This is a genomic window from Propionivibrio sp., assembly GCF_041441355.1.
In the GTDB taxonomy this organism is placed as follows: Bacteria; Pseudomonadota; Gammaproteobacteria; order Burkholderiales; family Rhodocyclaceae; genus Propionivibrio.
Genome location: NZ_JASDTF010000002.1, coordinates 14,537 through 35,060 on the forward strand (window position 1 = coordinate 14,537; position 20,524 = coordinate 35,060).

Sequence of the window (20,524 nt, forward strand, 5' to 3'; positions counted from 1 at the left end):
TTTTTTCTGGTGCTGTAATTCTATGCTTGCTTTCATTCTCAGGCGGCTGGCGCAGGCCGTATTGGTCATGCTTTGCGTGGCCCTGATTGCGTTCATGCTGTTCCAATTCGTCGGCGACCCGGTGTCCCACATGCTCGGGCAGGACGCCACCGCGGAGCAAATCCGCGAAGCCCGAGATGCACTGGGGCTCAACAATTCGATCCTGACCCAGTTCTGGCATTTCCTGAGCAATGCGGTTCAGGGCGATTTCGGGTTCAGCCTGCGCCAGGGGAGCAAAGTCTCGACTTTGGTCGCCGAGCGCTTCCCGGCCACGCTCGAGCTGGCGCTCGCGGCCGCCTTCCTGGCGCTTTGTTTCGGGATTCCGATGGGCGTGTACGCGGCGCTTCGGCGCGGGACCTTCGGTAGCCAGCTTTTGATGACCGCCTCGCTGCTGGGGGTTTCCCTGCCGACCTTCCTGATCGGCATCGTCCTGATCCTGATCTTTGCCGTTAATCTCAACTGGTTCCCGAGTTTTGGTCGCGGCGAAGTCACCCGGATCGGGTGGTGGACGACGAGTTTCCTCACCCTCAAGGGCTGGCACCACATGGCCCTGCCGGCGATCACTCTGGCGATCTTCCAGCTGACGCTGATCATGCGCCTCGTCCGGGCCGAAATGCTGGAAGTTCTGCGGACCGATTACATCAAGTTTGCCCGGGCGCGCGGACTTTCCGACCGCGCCGTTCATTTCGGGCACGCGCTCAAGAACACCCTGGTTCCGGTGATGACCATCGCCGGCTTGCAGATCGGCGGCCTGATTGCCTTCGCCATCATCACCGAGACCGTTTTCCAATGGCCGGGCATGGGGCTGCTCTTCATCCAGGCGGTTTCGTTTGCCGATGTGCCGGTCATGGCGGCCTACCTGTGCCTGACCGCTCTGATCTTCGTGGTCATCAATCTGATCGTCGACCTGCTTTATTTCGCCGTCGATCCGCGGTTGCGCGTGGAAAAGCCGGGGGGGCACTAAGGTGCGTCTCCTGCCCCGATTCATGACGAAAACGTTTCGGCGGGCCCGTGTGGCCGCCTGGACGACTGCATTCAACAGACAGGTTCAACCGTGAAGAGTCTCTACCAAAAAATCTACGATAGCGATGTCGGCTACAGTTTCCTGACTTCGCCGACGGCCATTCTGGCCGCGATCATCGCCTTCATCTGCATTTTCTGCGCCCTGTTCGCCCCCTGGGTGGCACCGCACAACCCCTTCGACCTGGCCTCGCTCGAACTCGGCAATGCGCGTCTGCCTCCGGTCTGGAGCGCGGGCGGCAATCTCAGCTTCCCGCTGGGAACCGACGATCAGGGGCGGGACATTCTCTCGGCCCTGATGTACGGCGCGCGCATTTCCCTGATCGTTGGACTGGCCTCGGTCTTCCTCTCGGTCGTCTTCGGCGTCTCGCTGGGGCTGCTGGCCGGCTTCCTCGGTGGCTGGGTCGACAGCCTGCTGATGCGGATGTGCGACATCATGCTTTCGTTCCCGGCGATCCTGATTGCCCTGCTCATCGCCGGAGTGGGGCGGGCGCTGTTCCCGGACGCGCACGGTGCGCTGGCCTTCGGCGTGCTGATCGTCTCGATCTCGCTGGTCGGCTGGGTGCAGTACGCGCGTACGGTGCGCGGTTCGACGCTGGTCGAGCGCAACAAGGAGTACGTCCAGGCGGCGCGGGTGACGGGCGTCTCGCCGATGCGCATCATGCGCCGGCACGTCTTGCCGAACGTGCTCGGTCCGGTGCTGGTGCTGGCCACCATCCAGGTGGCGACGGCGATCATCACCGAGGCCACGCTGTCCTTCCTCGGCGTCGGTGCGCCGCCGACCTCGCCTTCGCTCGGGACGCTGATCCGCATCGGCAACGATTACCTGTTCTCCGGCGAATGGTGGATCACGATTTTCCCCGGGGTGATGCTCGTGACTATCGCCCTTTCGGTTAACCTGCTTGGGGATTGGCTGCGCGACGCGCTTAACCCCCGCTTGCGCTGAGCAACATCATGAGTCTTTTACAAGTCAAAAATCTGGTCGTCGAATTTCCGACCCGTCGCGGTGTGTTGCGCGCGCTCGACGACATTTCCTTCGATATCGCGCCGGGCGAGATTCTCGGCGTCGTCGGCGAGTCCGGTGCCGGAAAGTCGCTGACCGGCGCCTCGATCATCGGTTTGCTGGAGCCGCCGGGGCAAGTGAGTTCGGGCGAAATCCTGCTCGAAGGCCAGCGCATCGACAATCTTCCACCCGAAGAGATGCGCAAGATCCGCGGCCGCAAGATCGGCGCGATCTTCCAGGATCCGCTGACCTCGCTTAATCCGCTGTATTCGATCGGCCGCCAGTTGACGGAAACGATCATGACCCATCTGCCGGTTTCGGCCGCCGAAGCCCGCCAGCGGGCCATCGAGCTGCTCAAGGACACGGGCATTCCGGCCGCCGAGCAGCGCATCGATCATTACCCGCATCAGTTCTCGGGGGGGATGCGCCAGCGCGTGGTCATCGCCCTGGCTCTGGCTGCAGAACCGCAGTTGATCGTCGCCGACGAGCCGACCACGGCGCTCGACGTGTCGATCCAGGCGCAGATCATCACCCTGCTCAAGCGGGTGTGCAAAGAACGCGGCGCGGCGGTGATGCTGATCACCCACGACATGGGCGTGATCGCCGAAACCTGCGACCGGGTGGCGGTGATGTATGCCGGTCGGATCGCCGAGATCGGGCCGGTGCACAACGTCATCAACCATCCGGCGCATCCGTACACCGACGGGCTGATGTCCTGCATTCCGGCCATGGATGGCGAACGTGAGCGCCTGCACCAGATTGATGGCGCCATGCCGCGCCTCAACGCCATTCCCACGGGCTGCGCCTTCAATCCGCGCTGCGAGCGGGTGATGGAACGCTGCCGGAAGGTGCGCCCCGATCTGATGTGCGCCGGACAGACCCAGGCCGCATGCTGGTTGCACGAAGCGCGTCTGGAGGTGGCCGCATGAACGCGCCCGAACTGAAAAAAGTCGCCGCTGAGCCGCTGGTCAAAGCCACCGATCTGGCGAAAACCTTCGACGTTTCTCCGCCCTGGCTGAACCGGGTGATCGAGCGCAAGCCGCGCCTGCTGCTGCGTGCCGTCGATGGCGTTTCGTTCGAGATCGAGCGTGGTCAGACGCTGGCCCTGGTCGGCGAATCGGGCTGCGGCAAGAGTACCGTGGCGCGCCTCTTGGTCGGCCTTTACGCGCCGACCCGTGGTGCCTTTTCCTTCGACGGCGAGGACGCGCATGCCGCGTACGAGACGCCGGAAGGGCGCAAGCTGCGCCGCCGTATCCAGATGATCTTCCAAGACCCTTATGCCAGCCTGAATCCGCGCTGGCGGGTGGAAGACATCATCGCCGAACCGTTGCGCGAGCATGGCATCGAAAACTCGCCCGACGCCGTGCGCGGCCGGGTCGAGGCCTTGCTTCAGTCGGTCGGTCTGGCGGCGCAGGACGGGATCAAGTATCCACACCAGTTTTCCGGCGGGCAGCGGCAACGCATCTCGATCGCGCGCGCCCTGGCGACGCACCCCGAGTTCCTTGTCTGCGACGAGCCGACCTCGGCGCTCGACGTCAGCGTGCAGGCGCAGGTGCTCAACATCATGAAGGACCTGCAGCGCGAGCAAGGGCTGACTTACCTGTTCATCAGCCACAACCTCGCGGTGGTGCGCCATGTCAGCGACCAGGTCGGGGTCATGTACCTCGGGCGGTTGGTCGAATTGGCGCCCAAGCACGAGTTGTTCGACAACCCGCGCCACCCCTATACGCGGATGTTGCTCGACGCGATCCCGAAAATGCACGACACCGGGCGGGCGCGTACGCCGGTCACCGGCGAAGTGCCCAATCCGCTCAATCCCCCGAGCGGTTGCGCCTTCAACCCGCGCTGTCCGCTGGCCAACGCGCGCTGTCGGAACGAGCGTCCGGAACTGCTCAATTCCGGCCCGGTGCGTGTCGCTTGCCACGCCTTGGAAGAAGGGCGGCTGTAAGGCCGTAGCCGCCAGCAGGGGCGTGCGCCCCATCCTGGCGCGGGCCGGAAAGGGCTGGGCTGCCGGCGCGCAATGCGCCGGTTGGCGCCGCCCGCATTAAGGCCGCTGCATCGAGCTTTCCGCCTGCGTTGTATTTACGCCGGGGCCGCCACGCGCGGCCCCGTTTTTTCTCCTGACGATGTTTTTGCTTTGGATTCAGCACGCTGCCAAATCCAAGGCGGCCGCTTGCGCGCGTTTTTGTACGCGGGTCTTGCGTTGCCGGGTACGCAGGCGTGCAATTTTCGGCGAAAAAACCGTTGATATGCTTTTTGTAATAACTAAATGGGAGTATCGTGGGGGCTTGAGTTGTACGTTTGACGCGTTGGCTGCCTCGATTCGGACGCCAGAAGTCGTTGGTGTACAGGCGCTGCAAGGCAGGCAACACCCAGGGATACTCTTTATAACAAACGAGGAGGTCGCATGTTGTCAGCAAGAAAAGCAATTGCGTGTCTCGCATTGGCCGTTTGCAGTGCGTTGCCGTTCTCCCAGGCCTTCGCTGCCGCGAAGTACCACATCGGGATCATCACCGGAACGGTGAACCAGGGCGAAGACGAAGTCCGCGGCGCCGAAGCCATGATCAAGGAATACGGCGACGTCAAGAACGGCGGGATGATCCAGCACCTGACGTACCCCAACAACTTCAGCGCCGAACAGGAAACGACGATCTCGCAGATCGTTTCGCTGGCCAACGATCCGCTGATGAAGGCGATCGTGATGAACCAGGCCGTGCCGGGTGCCACCGAAGGCTTCCGCCGCGTGCGTCAGATGCGTCCCGACATCCTCCTGCTCGGCGGCGTGCCGCAGGAAGATCCGCTGGTCATCGGCAAGGTCGCCGACCTGATCATGCGCAACGACTTCGTCTCCGCCGGCTACCGCGTGATCTGGGCCGCCAAGCAGCTCGGGTCGAAGACCTTCGTGCACATCTCCTTCCCGCGCCACATGAGCATCGAGACGCTGACCCGTCGGCGCATGATCTTCGAACAGGCGTGTAAGGACCTCGGCGTCAAGTTCGTCTTCGAGACCGCGCCCGATCCGCTGAGCGACGTCGGCGTCGTTGGTGCGCAGCAGTTCCTGCTCGAAAACGTGCCGAAGTGGATCAAGAAGTACGGCAAGGACACCACGTTCTACGCCACCAACGACGCGCACACCGAACCGCTGATCCGTCAGGTCGTCGAGCATGGCGGCTTCTTCGTCGAAGCCAGCCTGCCGTCGCCGTTGCTCGGCTATCCGGGCGCGCTCGGCATCGACCTCAAGGCCGAACAGGGCGACTTCCAGGCGATCATGAAGAAGATCGAAACCGCGGTCGTGGCCAAGGGCGGCAAGGGCCGTCTGGGCACCTGGTCGTACTCCTTCCCGTACAGCGGCACGGTCGGCCTGACCCAGCACGCGATCAACGTCATCGAAGGCAAGTCGAAGATGACCGACCTGCGTGACATCTTCAAGGCCTTCGGCAAGTACACGCCGGGCTCGAAGTGGGGCGGCTCGTACTACGTCGATGCCTCGACCGGCGTGCGCCTGAACAACTTCGTGCTGCTCCTGCAGGACACCTACATCTTCGGCAAGGGCTACATCAAGTCGGCCGAAATCGAGGTGCCGGAGAAGTACCTGAAGATCTCGTCGGGCCTGTCCAAGAAGCCCTGACCGGAGTCCTCAACAGGAAGTGCTGAGAACAAAGAGAGGCCGCGAGGCCTCTCTTTCCTTACGCACGTCCATTCGTTCGGAATGAAATCAATGCAATCAGCAGAACCGATTCTGAGCCTGCGCGGCATCGGGAAGGCCTTCTACGGCAACCGCGTGTTGTCGGACGTCTCCTTCGACGTAGCGGCGGGCGAAATCGTGGGATTGGTCGGCGAGAACGGGGCGGGCAAATCCACCCTCATGAAAATCCTCTTCGCCATGCCCGAAATCGCCGAAACCGGCGGCTTCGAAGGCAAGGTGGTCTTCGATGGCCAGGAGGAACATTTCAAGAGCCCCTTCGATGCACTCGACGCCGGCATCGGCATGGTGCACCAGGAGTTCTCGCTCATCCCCGGCTTTACCACCACGGAAAACATTCTCCTTAACCGCGAGTCGCTCAAGCGCTCGCTGCTCGACGACATCTTCGGCGAGCGCATCCGCTCGCTCGACCGGCCGGCGATGGAGGGCCGTGCCCGGCACGCCATCGACAAACTCGGCGTCTCGCTCGACCCGAAGATGCTGGTCAAGGAAATGCCGGTCGGACACAAGCAGTTCACCGAGATCGCGCGCGAGCTGTGCCGCGAGAACGTGAAACTGATCGTCCTCGACGAGCCGACCGCGGTGCTCACCGAGAGCGAGGCTGAAGTGCTGCTGCACTCGCTCAAGACGCTCGCCGCCGAAGGCATCGCCATCATCTTCATCTCGCACCGCCTGCGCGAAGTCGTTGAACTGTGCGACCGCGTGGTCGTGCTGCGCGACGGGCACAAGGTCAACGACTTCTCGGCCAAGGGCACGACGACCAAGGAGATCGCCTCGCAGATGGTGGGGCGGACGATCGAGGGCCACACCGCGGCCGATCCCGCGGCCGCCTCGCGCACGCTCACCGACCTCGCGCCGGACGAAGTGCCGCTGCTCAAGGTCGAAAACCTGTGGGTCGACATGCCCGGTGAAACCGTGCGCAATGTGAGCTTCGCGGTGCGCAAGGGGGAGATCTTCGGCCTCGGCGGCCTCGCCGGCCAGGGCAAGCTGGGCATTCCCAACGGCATCATGGGCCTGTCGCCCTCGGGCGGCGCGGTCAGCTTCAAGGGCCAGCCGGTGACGCTCAACGCCCCGCGCGCGGCGCTCGAACGCAGCATGGCCTTCGTCTCCGAAGACCGGCGCGGCGTCGGCCTGCTGCTTGATGAAGGCATCGACTGGAACATCGCCTTCACCGCCATGCAGGTGCAGGATAAATACCTGAAGCCGATGCTCGGCGGCCTGTTCATGTGGCGGTCCGATGAGGAGATGACCAAGCTCGCGCAGGAGTACATCCAGCGCCTGCAGATCAAGTGCACCGGCCCGCGCCAGCGCGCCGGCAACCTCTCCGGCGGCAACCAGCAGAAGGTCTGCCTGGCCAAGGCTTTCGCCCTGCGCCCGGAGCTGCTCTTCGTCTCCGAGCCGACGCGCGGCATCGACATCGGCGCCAAGATGCTGGTGCTCGATACCCTCAAGCAATACAACCGCGAATACGGGACGACCATCGTCATGGTGTCGAGCGAACTGGAGGAACTGCGCTCGGTGTGTGACCGGATCGCCATCGTGTACGAAGGGCGGATCGAGGGCATCCTGCCGCACACCGCACCGATCGAGGAGTTCGGCATCCTGATGGCCGGCGCCGATCGGGACGAGCGCGGCACGAACGGTGGCACGACCAACGGCGGAGGACAATAGCATGGAGAGCATCAAGCGTTTTACCGCTGATTTTGGTCTGCCCCGGATCATCATCATCGTCTTTCTGCTGGCGCTGTTCATGGCGGCACCGGTGGTGGGCGTCAGCGTTCCGGGGGCCGTCTCGGACATTCTCATCCGCGTCGGCATGAACGGCATCATGGTGCTGGCCCTGGTGCCGATGATCCAGTCGGGCTGTGGCCTCAACTTCGGCCTCTCGCTGGGGGTGATCGCCGGCCTGCTCGGGGCGACGATGAGCATCGAAATGGGGCTCGTCGGCGCCTTCGGTTTCATCATCGCCATCGTCATCTCGCAGGGTTTCGGCGCCGTGTTCGGCTACGGCTACGGCAAGCTGCTCAACCGGGTGAAGGGCGGCGAGATGATGATCTCGACCTACGTTGGTTTCTCCTCGGTGATGCTGATGTCGATCGCCTGGCTGATCCTGCCGTACAAGGACCCGACGATGATCTGGGGCTACGGCGGTTCCGGCCTGCGCACCACGATCTCGGTCGAGGGCTTCTGGCGGCACATCCTCGACGACCTGTGGGCGATCCAGCTGGGCGACGACTTCAAGTTCCCCACCGGGGCGCTGCTCGTCTTCCTCGCCGCCGCCGGGTTCATCTGGGCGTTCTTCCACCTCAAGCTCGGCACGGCGATGACCGCGGTCGGCTCGAACCCGGTGTACGCCCGCGCCTCGGGGATCAACATCGATCGCATGCGCATCATCAGCGTGGTGATGTCGACCATGCTCGCGGCGATGGGCATCGTCGTCTTCCAGCAGAGCTTCGGCTTCATCCAGCTCTACGAAGGCCCGCTGTACATGGCCTTCCCGGCGGTGGCGGCGATCCTGATCGGCGGCGCGGGGGTGAATAAGGCGACGATGGCCAACGTCTTCATCGGCGTGCTGCTCTACCAGGGCATCCTGACCATGACGCCGCTGATCTTCAACGCCGTGCTCAAGGTCGATATGTCGGACGTCATCCGCATCATCGTCTCCAACGGCATGATCCTCTATGCCCTTACCCGCAAGACGAAGGTGCTGAAATGATGGCCAAACTGCGTAGCTTCCTCATCGAGAATGCGGTCGTCATTCTCTTCGTCGTCCTCATCGCCTTCGCGATTCCGGCTTCGGGGCTGCCCGGCAGCTTCCTGATGCAGGAAATCCTGATGCGCCTGGGGCGCAACACCTTCCTGGTGATCGCGCTGCTCTTGCCGATCATGGCCGGGATGGGCCTCAACTTCGGCATGGTGCTCGGCGCCATGGCCGGGCAGCTGGGGCTCATCTTCATCTCCGACTGGGGCATCGTCGGCATTCCCGGCCTGCTCCTGGCGATGATCATCTCGCTGCCGATCTCGATCTTCCTCGGCTGGCTGTGCGGTTCGATCATGAACCTGGCCAAGGGGCGCGAGATGGTGACGGGCTTCATCTTGGCCTTCTTCATGAACGGGCTGTACATGCTGGTCGTGCTCTACGCGATGGGCAGCATCATCCCGATCTTCAACCAGGAGCTGCTCCTCTCGCGCGGCTACGGCATCCGCAACGTGGTCGGCCTCGACGGGGTGCGCCAGTGCCTCGACCTGCTCATTCCGCTCAAGATCGGCGGGCTGCAGATTCCGGTGTTCAGCTTCATGATCATCGGCGCGGTCAGCGGCTTCATCATCTGGTTCCGCAAGACCAAGATCGGGCAGGACATGCGCGCCGTCGGGCAGGATCGGGCGGTCGCCGCGGCGGCCGGCATCCCGGTCGAACGCACGCGGATCATGGCCATCATCATCTCCACGGTGCTGGCCGGGATCGGGCAGATCATCTTCCTGCAGAACATCGGGACGATCAACACCACCAGCTCGCACGAGCAGATCGGCATGTTCTCGATTGCCGCGCTGCTCATCGGCGGCGCCTCGGTGACCCGCGCTTCGATCCCCAACGTCATCGTCGGGGTGATCCTCTTCCACCTCCTGTTCCTCGTTTCGCCGATGGCCGGTAAGAACCTCATTGGCTCGGGCATGCTGGGTGAATACTTCCGGCAGTTCGTCAGCTACGGGGTCATCGCCCTGGCGCTGGTGCTCTACGAATGGAAGCGGGTGACCCAGGAGCACGATTCGCGCGCCACCTTGCGCGGCGAAGCGGCCAAGGACGCGAAGGGAGGTGCGGCATGACCGCGCGCAGCCTGATCCAGCGCAGCGCCGTGATCGTCGGCCTGCTGCTTTTGTCGGTGTATCTCTTCTACATCGGCAAGGGCCACACCCTGCTCATCGACACCAACGCGCTCAAGGTCGGCGACAAGGAATACCGTTCGGCCGAGACGGTCAGCGTCAGCGTCAACGGCCTTCCGGCCGAGACGATGGGGCGGGCCGAGCGGGTGATGCTCGCGGTTGGCGGGCCGAGCCACAGCATCACCATCGAGGTCATCTCCGGGCCGGAGAAGGTGGTGACGCAGAAGTTCGCCATCCCCACCTTCCTCGACACCGCCGTGATCTCGGTGCCCGCCATCCTTGGTGGCGCGCCGGCCGAGCATTGGGTGACGCGCTTCACGCCGCCGCCCGTCGAGGATGCGCCGGTCGAGCAGATGATTCATCAGGAGTAAGCGCGCAAGCGCGCGCCGGGCCACCCCGGCCGCAGAACGCCGGCACCGGACTTCCGGGCCGGCGTTTTTTTCGGGCTGCCGCCGGGGCGAGTGCATTGCCCGTCGGTCGGTCCGCGCGGCGTCGGGCTGGGGCGGGGCGCGTCGATGGCGTAAAATGGCCGTCGATGTCTTTTCAGGTTTGGCCCGTCATGCACCTGTCGCACCGCTCCCTCTTCCTTGCCCTCGCGCTCGCCGCCGTCGGCCTCGTCACCAGTGGCGTCATCCTCGGCGAGGTCGCCAAGATCGCGGCCTGCTACATGTGCAGCTTTCAACGCTTCATGTACATGCTGGTCGGCGCCTTTGCGCTGTGCGGCGCCGCCTTGCCGCGCGGGCACCGCGTGTGGGGCGCTTTGGTGACGCTGGCTGCGCTCGGCGGGCTGGCGACGGCGATCAACCAGAGCTGGATGCAGTACGCGCCGCAGCAGGCCATCGAGTGCGGCTTCGGCGACCCGACCCTGCTCGAAATGACGGTCAACTGGCTGTCCCTGCAGTGGCCGTCGATGTTCATGGTCACTGGCTTCTGCACGCAGAAGGACTGGGTCTTCCTCGGCCTCTCGCTCGCCAACTGGTCGGTGCTCTTCTTCGCCGCGCTGGCGCTGGGCGGCATTCTCGCCTTCCGCCGCCGCACGCGCCGGTCGTACTAAGCCGTCGCGCGTCTCCCGCATCAACGAGTTCCGGAGCGGCCATGCTGGCGATCCTCAATGTCACTTTTCCCTTCTTCGCCCTGGTCGCCTGCGGCTACCTTGCCGTGCGCCGCGGCGTCGTGCCGCACGGCGCGGTGGCCGGCATCAGCCGCTACGTGCTCTACTTCGGCCTCTCGGCGATGCTCTTCCGCTTTGGCGCGGCGACGCCGATCGCTCGCCTGCTCGACCCCAAGCTGCTCGCCCTCTACGCCGGCTGTGGCGTCGTGCTGGCGCTGGCGACCCTCCATCTGAGCCGCAACGCGCGCATCGGCATCGAGGATGCGGCTTTCGGCGCGCTGGTCACCGCCTTCCCCAACAGCGGCTTCATGGGCATTCCACTGATTCTTGCCCTGCTCGGCGAGCAGGCGGTCGGCGGCGCGGTGCTGGCGCTCACGGTCGACGTCGTCCTCATCAGCTCGCTGTGTCTCGCCATCGCGCACGCGCGGCACGAACCCGGCGAGGGCGGGCGCGCCTCCCTGCTCGGCGCCTTTGCCAAGGCGCTGCGCGGCGCCGCGGCCAACCCGCTGCCCTGGGCCGCGGCGGGCGGCGTGCTCGTTTCGGCGAGTGGCGTGGTGCTGCCGGACGTCGTGAGCAAGACGGTGAACATGCTCTCCGATTCGGCAACGCCGGTTGCACTCTTCGCCCTCGGCGGCATCCTGGCGCGCAATGCCCTGCATCAGCGGCCGCCGGCGCACCGGCTCGACGTCTGGCCGGTGGTCCTCGTCAAGCTGATCGTCCATCCGCTGCTCATCCTCGGCACCGCACGGGTGGCGCAGGCACTGGGCGTGGAGTTCGATCCGCAACTGCTGCTTGCCCTCGTCCTCGTCGCCGCGCTGCCCGGTGCGAGCAACGTCTCGATGATGGCCGAAAACTACAGCGTCGACTCCGGGCGCATCGCCACCATCACCCTGCTGTCGACCTCGCTCTCCTTCGTCACCTTCGCCGCCGCCGTCTGGCTGCTCGGCGCAGCGCCGGCCGGCTGATTCCGCTGATATATCCTCCGTGACCTTGTCGTCTTCGCCTTGCCGTGCGGCTTGCACTGTCTTCGGCGCGTCTTCGCGTCACGAATGAGTGATCCGCGGAACGAGTCCTCCCTTGTTCTGGATCGCCCCGCCGGGAACCCCCGTCCATCGGGCGCTGGCGCGGGCCTGGAAGGCGCATGGAATGGCGCCCCTGGCATGGTGGCTGCGAGCAGAAACGGTGGGATGCAGGCTTCGGGGCTGGAGCGTTTTACAGGCGCAGGGTCATGAAGGTGCTGTTGGGATCTTCGGTGTAGCTACCAAAGGGGCCGCAGTAGGTGAAGCCAAAGCTCTCGTAGAGCTTTTGGGCCGGGAGGAAGGCTTCCGCCGTTCCCGTTTCCAGGCTCAAACGTCCGTAGCCTCTCGCACGAGCTACGTCAATCAGGTGCGCGAGAAGGGCCCGGCCGGCGCCTTTGCGCCGTAGTGCCTGGGGTGTCCGCATGGATTTGACCTCGCCGTGCGTGACGTCGAGTTCCTTGAGGGCGCCACAACCCAGCAGTTGCGAGCCTTCCCACGCTGTCCAGAAGGTGATGTCCGGCTGGCGAAGTTTGTCGAGGTTGAGGGCGTGGACGCTCTCCGGGGGCGACAGCGCATACATGCTTTGCAGGTGCTCATTGAGCAGGGCATGAATTTCAGCGCGAGACAGGTCGTCGATCTCGATCTTCATGGGCATCGTGGGTTGCTCCGTGGGGCTGTTTGTCGGGGCAGGCAGGGGCAAGTAAAACTGTGTTTCTGTGCCGGTCGATCAGACCTGCTTTTTGCACGATGATTCCGGCCCTTTCTTGTCCTTCTTAGCCTTCGCCCCCCGCCCCCTTGCTCACGTTCTCCCTGTCGTTCGGGCGCAGGGTCCAGAAGGAGAGCGAGGAGAGGATGGTCAGCGTGCCCAGGGTGAGGATGGTGTGGTGCAGGGCGCTGGCGTCGGCCTGGGAGGCGCGTGGAATGGCGCGTCTGGCCGCCCGGCTCAAGCCTTGCCGGGCGCGGCCGCTTCGGCGCGGCGCTCGGCTGCGCCTCGGCGCCAGCGGCCGGGCGTTTCGCCGAGCGCCTTGTGGAAAGCCTTGCCGAAGGCCGCTTCGGAGCGGTAGCCGACGGCTTCGGCGATGTCGCCCAGACTGCGCCGCGTTTCCACCAGCAGGGCGCAGGCGCGCATCATCCGCACCCGGGTCAGGAAGTCGCTGATGCTGCTCCCGGCGCGGGCCTGGAAGTGGCGGGCGTAAGTAGCGCGCGACATGCCGACGGTATTCCCCAGTTCGGCAATGGTCCACGGGTGCTCCGGGCGGTCGAGGACGGCGCGCACCGAGGCGCCGAGGCGACGGTCGGCGGCGAGCGGCAGCAGCCCGCCGGCGACGGCGTCGTCCTGCGCGAACACGCGCAGCGCGTACGCCAGCAGGGCCTGGCCGAGGGCATCGATCACCGCATGCCCGGCGGCTTGCGCCTCGCCCTGCACCTCGGCGCGCAACAGCGCCATCAGCGCCGAGAGCGCCGGCTGCACGCTCGAGTCGAGGAGCGAAACGTGCAGGCGGGCGGGCAGGGCGGCGGAAAACAGCGCGCCGGCGCCGTGCGTGTGATGGTAGCGCCCGCACAGCAACTCGGCGGGCGCCTCGCTCGCCACCCCGTCGGCGGTGAGCGGCAGCAGGCCGCCGGCGTGGCTGCGCAGCGCCTGCGGCGCGTCGTTGGCGCCATCGTCGAGCAGCACGTGCGCCTCGCCGCGGGCCAGCAGCACGAAATCACCGGCCACGAGGCCGAGTTCCAGGCCATCGTTCAAGCGCAGGCGGCAACGCCCGGACAGCAGGAGGTGGAAGACGGCCTCGCCGGGCGGCAGGGCCGGATGGTCGATGGTGAAGCGGCCGCCGAGCAGGCAGCGGACATCGAGCGTGACGCGCAGGTGGGCAAGGTCGAGCAGCGGGCTTAAGGCATCCATGAGACGATCGCGCTAAAAAGTGATACTAAACCGAATTCAAAGTCACAACAGCTTTCGCGACAATGGCTCCGTTGTCAAGCGACCCGGCGTTTCCCGGGATGAATCAAGGAGCCAAAAGATGTTGAACTGGAACAACTACCAAAACGAACTGCTCGGCCGCGTCGGCGAATTCGCTCAGCTGAGCCCCGATACCCTTGTCGGCTATCAGGCGCTGGCCGGGGCGGGCAAGAAAACCGGTCGTCTGGACGAGAAAACGCGCGAACTGATCTCGCTGGCGGTGGCGGTGACCACCCGCTGCGACGGCTGCATCGCCATTCACACCCAGGCGGCCAAGCAGGCCGGCGCCAGCAAGGAAGAAATCGCCGAAGCGCTCGGCGTTGCCGTGGCGCTGAACGCCGGCGCGGCGGTCGTGTACTCGGCCCGGGTGCTGGATGCGCTGGCCGCCTGAGGCGGTCGCGGGTTCATTTGAAGCGGCGCAGGTGGCGGGCAAAGGCTCGCCGCCTGCGCTTTTCTGCAGTGGCAGTTCGGTACGACGCTCGCTGCCACTGAGTAACCCCCTTCGTCGTCTGGCCGGGAGCGTATGTCCTCCGGGGGCGGCGCGTCTGCAAGGCGGACGGAATTGCGCTTCTGGTGTGGTGAGTGTCTTAATGGGCGTCTGGATGTAGTATGCGAAACGGTTGTCATGGCGATTGAGGATGCCGATGGCAAGGGTTTGGACGGAAGAGAAAGTGTTGGGTAAGCGGGGGGCACTTTGCCCCGTTTGTCGGTCATAAAAAACAATGAGGATGGGGTATGCCCATACTGCTGTTTCTTGCCTGTCTCCTCTTGTTGTGGGCATTTATTGCGTGGGATCGGCGACGATCTGCGCCCCCGATTGCTCACCAATCGTTGGAAAAAGGATGGGCGCCGCGACCGACGAAAAAATGGCCACTTACTCTGGGTTTGTCGCTCTGTTCTTTCTCCATGGCATTTGCTGAGTGGCTTCAGCCTGATATGCCGCCATTTACGGGGAAGTTTTCCTTTTTGAAGCAGTATGCCTATGACTGCTTCGGGAGTGTGGGGGCGGCGTATTTATGGGGAGTGGTCGGTATCGCTTGCCTGGCGGGCGCGGCGATTCAATGGCGCAATCGAGCAATACTGAGCGATGGACAGCCTGAGGTGTAGCGTTCCTCACCCTTCGCCCCCCGCCCCCTTGCTCACGTTCTCTCCGTCGTCCGGGCGCAGGGTCCAGAAGGAGAGGGAGGAGAGGATGGTCAGCGCGCCCATGGTGAGGAAGGTGTGGTGCAGGGCGCTGATGACCGCCGCGCGGTCGGTCTGCGGCTGTTCCCCGAGGTAGGCGGCGACGACCAGCGAGGCGCAGGCAAGGCCGAAGCTCATCGACATCTGCTGCATCGAGCTGGCGATGCTGCTCGCCATGCTGCTGTCTTCGGGGCGGATGTCGGAATACGCCATCGAGTTCATGCTCGAAAACTGCAGCGAGTTGAACAGCCCTTGCAGGAGCGAGAGGCCGACGATGGCTGCCGTCGGCGTGCCCGGCACGACGCTCGAGAAGGCGGCGATGGTCAGGCCGATGAGCACGGTGTTGACCACCAGCACGCGGCGGAAGCCAAAGCGCGCGAGCAGGTGGGTGGAGATGAGCTTCATGGTCATCGCCGCGGCGGCGCTGGGCATGATCAGCAGGCCGGACTGCCAGGCCGGCAGGCCGAGGCCGATCTGGTAAAGCAGCGGCAGCATGAAGGGCATGCCGCCGATCCCCAGGCGGGTGATGAAGCCGCCGACCACCGAGACGCGGAAGGTCCGGATGCGGAAGAGTGCAAGGCGCAAGAGCGGGTACGGGCTGCGCTGCGCGTGCCAGCCGTAGCCGAGGAGCAGCGCGGCGGCGAGGCCGCTGAGCAGGATGCCCGAGGTGAAGTCGAGGGCGTGTTCGCCGAAGATTTCGAGCAGCCAGGAAAGCAGCGCCGCGCCGCTGCCGAAGAGGATGAGGCCGACGAGGTCGAGCGGGCGGCTCGCGTCGCCGTGGTAGTCGGGCATGTGGCGGTGGATGAGGTATTGCGCGACGAGGCCGACCGGGACGTTGATGAAGAAGATCGCCCGCCAGGGCAGCCAGTGCACGATCAAGCCGCCGACGGTGGGGCCGAGCAGCGGGCCGATCAGCGCCGGGATGACGACGAAGTTCATCGCCACCAGCAGTTCGGACTTGGGGAAGGTGCGGATGATGGTCAGCCGCCCGACCGGCATCATCATCGCCGCGCCCAGTCCCTGCAGGATGCGCGCGGCGACGAGCATCGGCACGTTGAGCGCGAGGCCGCAAAGCACCGACGAAAAGGTAAACAGCGCGACGGCGGCGCTGAACACGCGGCGCGAACCGTAGCGGTCGGCCATCCAGCCGCTGATCGGGATGCCGACGGCGAGGCTCAGGATGTAGCTGGTGACCACTGCCTTGAGGCTGAGCGGGGTGACGCCGAGGCTCGCGGCCATCGACGGCACGGCGGTATTGATGATCGTCGAGTCCAGTTGCTCCATGAACAGCGCGATCGCCACCACCCAGGGCAGGTAGCGTTTGACGCGCGGGTCGGCGGGGGCGGTGGCGGTCGGGGGCGACACGGCGGGCTCCGGTGAGGGCGGCGGAGCATGCGCCGCCGACGCTTCAATCTAGCCCGCGGCGGATCGTTTAGAAAGCGCGGTGCGGGCCTGGAACGCCCTTGCCGGGCGCCCTGGCGCAAGGCTGGAGGGCGCGTGGAATGGCGCTTCCGGCGGCGTGCTCACGGCCGCGGCCCGGGCGCGCGGATTTAACCTTCTGCCGCGGACGAGCTATCCTGAAAACGTGCCCCCGCGTGGGTGGCTTGCCTGCTTGAGGTTTGATCATGAACAGACTCCTTCCCAACGTGCTGGCCCTCGCGTTTGCCGCGAGCACCGTGGCCGGCTGCGCCAACATGACGGAAACCCAGAGTGACACCGCCAAGGGCGCGGGCATCGGCGCCGTGGCCGGGGCGGTGATCGGCGGCGTGGCCGGGGGTAGCCGTGGCGCGGGCACGGGCGCGGCGATCGGCGCGGCGATCGGCGCCGGCGGCGGCTACCTGTGGTCCAAGCACATGCAGGAGCAGAAAGCGTCGATGGAGCAAGCCACCCGCGGCACCGGCGTGAGCGTGACGCAGACGGCCGATAACCAGCTCAAACTCGAGATCCCGAGCGACGTCTCCTTCGATTCGGGCAGCGCGCAGATCAAGCCTAACCTGCGCCCCGTGCTCGACCGCTTTGCCACTACCCTGAACCAGAACCCGGTGACGACGGTGCGGATCATCGGCCACACCGACAACCGGGGCAGCGACGCGATCAACAACCCGCTGTCGGTGAACCGCGCCGCTTCGACGCGCGACTACCTCGTCGATCGCGGCGTACAAGCGAGCCGGATCAGCATCGACGGCCGTGGCTCGCGCGAACCGGTGGCCGACAACAATACCGCCGACGGCCGGGCGCGGAACCGGCGCGTCGAGATTTTCGTGGCCGAACCGCCGCGCTAAAGCGCACAGGCCGCGTCGCGCGGCAGCGTCAGCACAAAGCCCTGGAACGCGGGTTCTGGGGCTTTGTGTATTTGCCCTGCGCTGCCGCTTGCACAGCGCGGTGCCGCCTGGGAGCAAGCCAGGACGCGGCTTGCGGTCGGCCTGGACGGCGCGTGGAATGGCGATCCTGGCGGGGTTTGTTGCCGGCGCGATCGCCGGAGAGGGGCTGGCGTTTGTCAGCGCCGCAAGGCCCAATTGACGGCCAGCCCGGCAAGCAAGCCCCAGAAGGCGCTGCCGATGCCGGCGAGCGTCAATCCCGAGGCCGTTACGAGAAAGGTCACGAGCGCGGCCTCGCGGGACCGCTCTTCGCCCAACGCCGCCGTCAGGCTGTTGCCGATCGTGCCAAACAGGGCAATGCCGGAGATGGCTGCCACGAGCCCCAGGGGCAGCGCGCCAAAGACGCTGGCGACGGTTGCGCCGAGCAGCCCCGTGAGCACATAAAACACCCCGGCCCAGACCGCTGCAAGGTAGCGACGCTGCGGGTCTTGGTCCGCCTCTGGGCTCATGCAGATGGCTGCAGTGATGGCGGCGAGATTGAACTGGAAGCCGCCGAAGGCCCCCAGCGCCATCCCGGTCACGCCGGTCCAGCCGATCAGAGGCGAGGCGGGCGTCGTATAGCCGTTGGCCCGCAAGACGGCAATGCCGGGGACGTTTTGCGACGCCATCGTGACGATGAAGAGCGGAATGCCTACGCCCACGATGGTCGACACCGAGAACACCGGCGCGACAAAAACCGGCGCGGCAGGCGCCCAGTGAATGGCATCAAGGTGAATCTGTCCCGCGAACCCGGCAACGGCCAGTCCGCAGAGCAGGGTCCACGGAATCGTATAGCGGGAATTCCAGCGACGACCGGCAAAGTAAACCACGAGCATCGCCGCGACGAGGACGAGGCTCGATTGCAGCGCAGTAAAAACGCCCAGCCCAAACCGAACCAGCACCCCCCCGAGCATGGCGGCCGCCAAGGCCTTGGGAACGCGCTTGATCAGGTGTTCGATCCCGCCCGTAAACCCGAGTACGGCCATGAGGGTGGACGCAAACAGGAAGGCGCCGACGGCCTCGCCCATCGGCACCCCGATGAGTGCCGTGCCCAGCAGGGCCGCCCCTGGCGTAGACCACGCCGTCAGCACCGGGCTTCGGTAGCGGAGCGACAAACCGATGCACGTCGCGCCCATCCCGAGGCCGAGAGCGAGGAGCCAGGAGGCGAGATGGGCCGCCTCCGCCCCGGCCGCCGTGGCGGCCTGAAAGACAATGGCGGCGGAACTCGTGTAACCGACCAGTACGGCGATGAAGCCCGCGGAAAGGTGAGCGAGGTGGAAAAAACGGCGCATGGCGTCCCCGAAACGATGGCGATGTGCTGTAATTGCAGACGTGCGTTAAAGCGCACAAAACGGAGTGTAAGGCTCGTGCGCTATAACGCACAAGCCCCGTTTTCAAACCCGGTCCGTCGTTCATCCGCGACCCTTGGCAAATCGCGCCCCTTTCCGACACCATGCCGAACGCAGCTCACGAAACCAGCCAGCATCTATCAACCATGCTGCGCGCCTTACGGAGCGGGCGGGCCTGGAGCCTTGATCGGGCGGCGCAGGAAACCGGCGTCAGCAAGGCCATGCTCGGGCAGATCGAGCGCGGCGAATCGAGCCCGACGATCGCAACCCTCTGGAAGATCGCCAGCGGTTTCAATACCTCGCTGTCGAGCCTGATCGAACCGATGCCGGACGTTACGCCCGGCGGAGTCGTCAGCCGCAATGCAGACGCGCTCCGCAACCAACCGGCGCCGGACGGGATGCTCATCGCCTCACTTTTTCCCTTCGATCCGCGCTTCGGTTTCGAGCTGTTTGAACTCACGCTGCTTCCGGGCTATGAACGCCGCTCTGACGCACACGAACCCGGCGTTACCGAACACGTGATTGTGTTGCGCGGAACGATGGAGGTCCTGCTTGACGAGCAGTGGCAGCCCCTGAGCGAAGGCGACGCGATCCGGTTTTGTGCCGATCGTCCGCACGGTTACCGGAACACGACGCTCCAGCCCGTCGCGTTTCACAACCTGATTCACTACGGACGGACGCCGGCGAAAAATTCATCTGATGCCCCGTAGCCCTCAGGCCGATTGGCCGGCAACGGGCTGCAATTGGCCTGCACCCCGCATCCAGATGCGCTTTCCCAAGGTGCCCCTGCCCGGAACACCCGTCGACGGGCCCTCCAGGCCGATGCTCCGGCGATGGATCACGGGCGCGTCAGCGCGGTAGCTTCGGAGGCGACGGCAGGTGCGGAACCAGCGCAGCGAGATCGACGTGGCAGAACCGCAGCGCTGAAACACAGGCCGCGTCGCACGGCTGCGTCAGCAAAAAAGCCCCGGAACGTCGGCTCAGGGGCTTTGTGTTTCCGCCGTGCCCTGCCGCTCCTCACCGCACAGCCCCGGCCCGGGAGCAAGCAAGAGCGGGCTGGAGGCGCGTGGAATGGCGATCTTGGCGGGGAGGCCGGGATAGGGAGAAACCGTGGTCTGTCCCCTGATTGCTATTGATGTTGAACACCCTAACCGTCTGAGTTCAGGGGCGGTGCGCGGCTTCATCACGCAGCGTCCCCTGCAACGACGGGTTAGATTGCATCATCCGCCACGCGACATTAGTGAAGTTAGCAACGAGCCTACGATTCCGCCGCCAATCGCCGATAGCACTACGGCAGCAATTTCCGCCGACTTTAGCGACGTTCCTACAACGTGCTCGCCCCATTTAATTATCGATTCGACGGGGTACATGGGAAGCTTCTCACTGCGGTCACACACGTATTTCTCAAGGTACGTTGCGACCCCTTTCTCGTAGGTTGATGAAACGTCTCGCTGAACCTGCTGCTCTTCAACCGCGTATTGAGCCTGCAACGTATAAGCATCGGAGACAAGAGCCTGGGCCTTCCTGTGGATGTGCATTCGAGAACGCACATCGAATAGACCTAGGCTTGGCGTCACTATCGATTGAAGGGCTTGCCAATGAGCGGTTAAGTTGTCGCCGGCGTGCATTAAGCGAACGGCTCGTCGCTGAATCTCGTAGAACAAACCGAGTTCGTCGCTCAACTCATCAAGAAGATCGTCGAGCGCTTCGTCGGATGATCGATTCTGGCTGTATTTGAAGACGAGATCGTTGTAGCCGCGTCGCTTGGTTTCCTCTAGTGCGAAGGATTGATGTAAAGAAGCCTCGCCGGGACGCAGAAAGAAATTAGCATGAAATGGTGACGGCCCAAGGCGGTGTCCCGGGAAGTGGTGTAACAGCGTGAGGGAGTGAGGTGTTCGCCGT

21 protein-coding genes are annotated in these 20,524 nt (G+C 64.7%); 15 read left to right on the top strand and 6 right to left on the bottom strand.

What is annotated here, in order from left to right; all coding sequences use genetic code 11:
- Nucleotides 1-22 precede the first annotated feature (22 nt).
- The 11 genes from QMB55_RS00090 (at nt 23) to QMB55_RS00140 (ending at nt 11,723) form a co-directional block, all read left to right on the top strand.
- Nucleotides 23-1,003 carry an ABC transporter permease gene (locus QMB55_RS00090; protein WP_497586617.1) on the top strand — a complete coding sequence of 327 codons (981 nt, stop codon included), beginning with the start codon at nt 23-25 and terminating at the stop codon, nt 1,001-1,003.
- Nucleotides 1,004-1,093: 90 nt separating this feature from the next.
- Nucleotides 1,094-2,005, top strand: a complete 912-nt coding sequence (locus QMB55_RS00095) for an ABC transporter permease (RefSeq protein WP_497586618.1) — start codon at nt 1,094-1,096, stop codon at nt 2,003-2,005.
- Nucleotides 2,006-2,013: 8 nt separating this feature from the next.
- Nucleotides 2,014-2,991, top strand: coding sequence for an ABC transporter ATP-binding protein (locus QMB55_RS00100; protein WP_497586619.1), 978 nt, complete (start codon nt 2,014-2,016; stop codon nt 2,989-2,991).
- Entirely contained in the window at nt 2,988-4,010 is a 1,023-nt protein-coding gene (locus tag QMB55_RS00105) for an ABC transporter ATP-binding protein (protein ID WP_497586620.1), read from the top strand. The genes QMB55_RS00100 and QMB55_RS00105 overlap by 4 nt, the downstream gene beginning before the upstream one ends.
- 513 nt (nt 4,011-4,523) lie before the next feature.
- Nucleotides 4,524-5,690 (top strand): DUF3798 domain-containing protein, encoded by a 1,167-nt coding sequence (locus tag QMB55_RS00110; protein ID WP_497586621.1) that lies wholly within the window; start codon nt 4,524-4,526, stop codon nt 5,688-5,690.
- 90 nt (nt 5,691-5,780) lie between these two features.
- Entirely contained in the window at nt 5,781-7,436 is a 1,656-nt protein-coding gene (locus QMB55_RS00115; protein WP_497586622.1) for a sugar ABC transporter ATP-binding protein, read from the top strand.
- A 1-nt stretch (nt 7,437) separates the two neighbouring features.
- Nucleotides 7,438-8,481: an ABC transporter permease subunit gene (locus tag QMB55_RS00120; RefSeq protein WP_497586623.1), complete on the top strand. Its 1,044-nt coding sequence runs from the start codon at nt 7,438-7,440 to the stop codon at nt 8,479-8,481.
- Nucleotides 8,478-9,590: an ABC transporter permease gene (locus tag QMB55_RS00125; protein ID WP_497586624.1), complete on the top strand. Its 1,113-nt coding sequence runs from the start codon at nt 8,478-8,480 to the stop codon at nt 9,588-9,590. Before QMB55_RS00120 ends, QMB55_RS00125 begins: the two co-directional genes overlap by 4 nt.
- Nucleotides 9,587-10,018 (top strand): DUF6672 family protein, encoded by a 432-nt coding sequence (locus tag QMB55_RS00130; protein WP_497586625.1) that lies wholly within the window; start codon nt 9,587-9,589, stop codon nt 10,016-10,018. Before QMB55_RS00125 ends, QMB55_RS00130 begins: the two co-directional genes overlap by 4 nt.
- 188 nt (nt 10,019-10,206) lie before the next feature.
- On the top strand, nt 10,207-10,701 hold the full coding sequence (locus QMB55_RS00135) for a disulfide bond formation protein B (protein WP_497586626.1): 495 nt from the start codon (nt 10,207-10,209) through the stop codon (nt 10,699-10,701).
- Between the two features lie 41 nt (nt 10,702-10,742).
- Complete coding sequence (locus QMB55_RS00140; RefSeq protein WP_497586627.1) at nt 10,743-11,723, top strand: AEC family transporter; 981 nt, start codon at nt 10,743-10,745, stop codon at nt 11,721-11,723.
- A gap of 247 nt (nt 11,724-11,970) precedes the next feature.
- Here QMB55_RS00140 and QMB55_RS00145 read toward each other — a convergent pair whose 3' ends face one another.
- The 3 genes from QMB55_RS00145 to QMB55_RS00155 form a co-directional block, all read right to left on the bottom strand.
- Complete coding sequence (locus tag QMB55_RS00145; protein WP_497586628.1) at nt 11,971-12,426, bottom strand: GNAT family N-acetyltransferase; 456 nt, start codon at nt 12,424-12,426, stop codon at nt 11,971-11,973.
- Nucleotides 12,427-12,550: 124 nt separating this feature from the next.
- The gene (locus tag QMB55_RS00150) at nt 12,551-12,724 is read right to left on the bottom strand and encodes a hypothetical protein (RefSeq protein ID WP_497586629.1); all 174 of its coding nucleotides are present in this window, start codon (nt 12,722-12,724) and stop codon (nt 12,551-12,553) included.
- Nucleotides 12,721-13,677, bottom strand: a complete 957-nt coding sequence (locus QMB55_RS00155) for an AraC family transcriptional regulator (RefSeq protein ID WP_497586630.1) — start codon at nt 13,675-13,677, stop codon at nt 12,721-12,723. Before QMB55_RS00155 ends, QMB55_RS00150 begins: the two co-directional genes overlap by 4 nt.
- Nucleotides 13,678-13,795: 118 nt before the next feature.
- On the opposite strand from QMB55_RS00155, the gene QMB55_RS00160 reads away from it, so the two are divergent.
- On the top strand, nt 13,796-14,125 hold the full coding sequence (locus tag QMB55_RS00160; RefSeq protein WP_497586631.1) for a carboxymuconolactone decarboxylase family protein: 330 nt from the start codon (nt 13,796-13,798) through the stop codon (nt 14,123-14,125).
- Nucleotides 14,126-14,469: 344 nt separating this feature from the next.
- Nucleotides 14,470-14,841: a hypothetical protein gene (locus tag QMB55_RS00165; protein ID WP_497586632.1), complete on the top strand. Its 372-nt coding sequence runs from the start codon at nt 14,470-14,472 to the stop codon at nt 14,839-14,841.
- A 6-nt stretch (nt 14,842-14,847) separates the two neighbouring features.
- Here the strand turns inward: QMB55_RS00165 and QMB55_RS00170 are convergent, their stop codons facing one another.
- Nucleotides 14,848-16,281 carry a DHA2 family efflux MFS transporter permease subunit gene (locus QMB55_RS00170; protein WP_497586633.1) on the bottom strand — a complete coding sequence of 478 codons (1,434 nt, stop codon included), beginning with the start codon at nt 16,279-16,281 and terminating at the stop codon, nt 14,848-14,850.
- A 260-nt stretch (nt 16,282-16,541) separates the two neighbouring features.
- Between QMB55_RS00170 and QMB55_RS00175 the strand changes: the two genes are divergently transcribed.
- Complete coding sequence (locus QMB55_RS00175; RefSeq protein WP_497586634.1) at nt 16,542-17,198, top strand: YiaD family glycine zipper/OmpA-like lipoprotein; 657 nt, start codon at nt 16,542-16,544, stop codon at nt 17,196-17,198.
- Nucleotides 17,199-17,413: 215 nt separating this feature from the next.
- Here QMB55_RS00175 and QMB55_RS00180 read toward each other — a convergent pair whose 3' ends face one another.
- Nucleotides 17,414-18,565 (bottom strand): benzoate/H(+) symporter BenE family transporter, encoded by a 1,152-nt coding sequence (locus tag QMB55_RS00180; RefSeq protein ID WP_497586635.1) that lies wholly within the window; start codon nt 18,563-18,565, stop codon nt 17,414-17,416.
- Between the two features lie 203 nt (nt 18,566-18,768).
- On the opposite strand from QMB55_RS00180, the gene QMB55_RS00185 reads away from it, so the two are divergent.
- On the top strand, nt 18,769-19,332 hold the full coding sequence (locus tag QMB55_RS00185) for a helix-turn-helix domain-containing protein (RefSeq protein WP_497586637.1): 564 nt from the start codon (nt 18,769-18,771) through the stop codon (nt 19,330-19,332).
- A gap of 510 nt (nt 19,333-19,842) precedes the next feature.
- On the opposite strand, the gene QMB55_RS00190 is transcribed toward QMB55_RS00185, so the two are convergent.
- Nucleotides 19,843-20,524: hypothetical protein (locus QMB55_RS00190; protein ID WP_497586636.1), on the bottom strand; the 682-nt coding region annotated here is incomplete at its 5' end.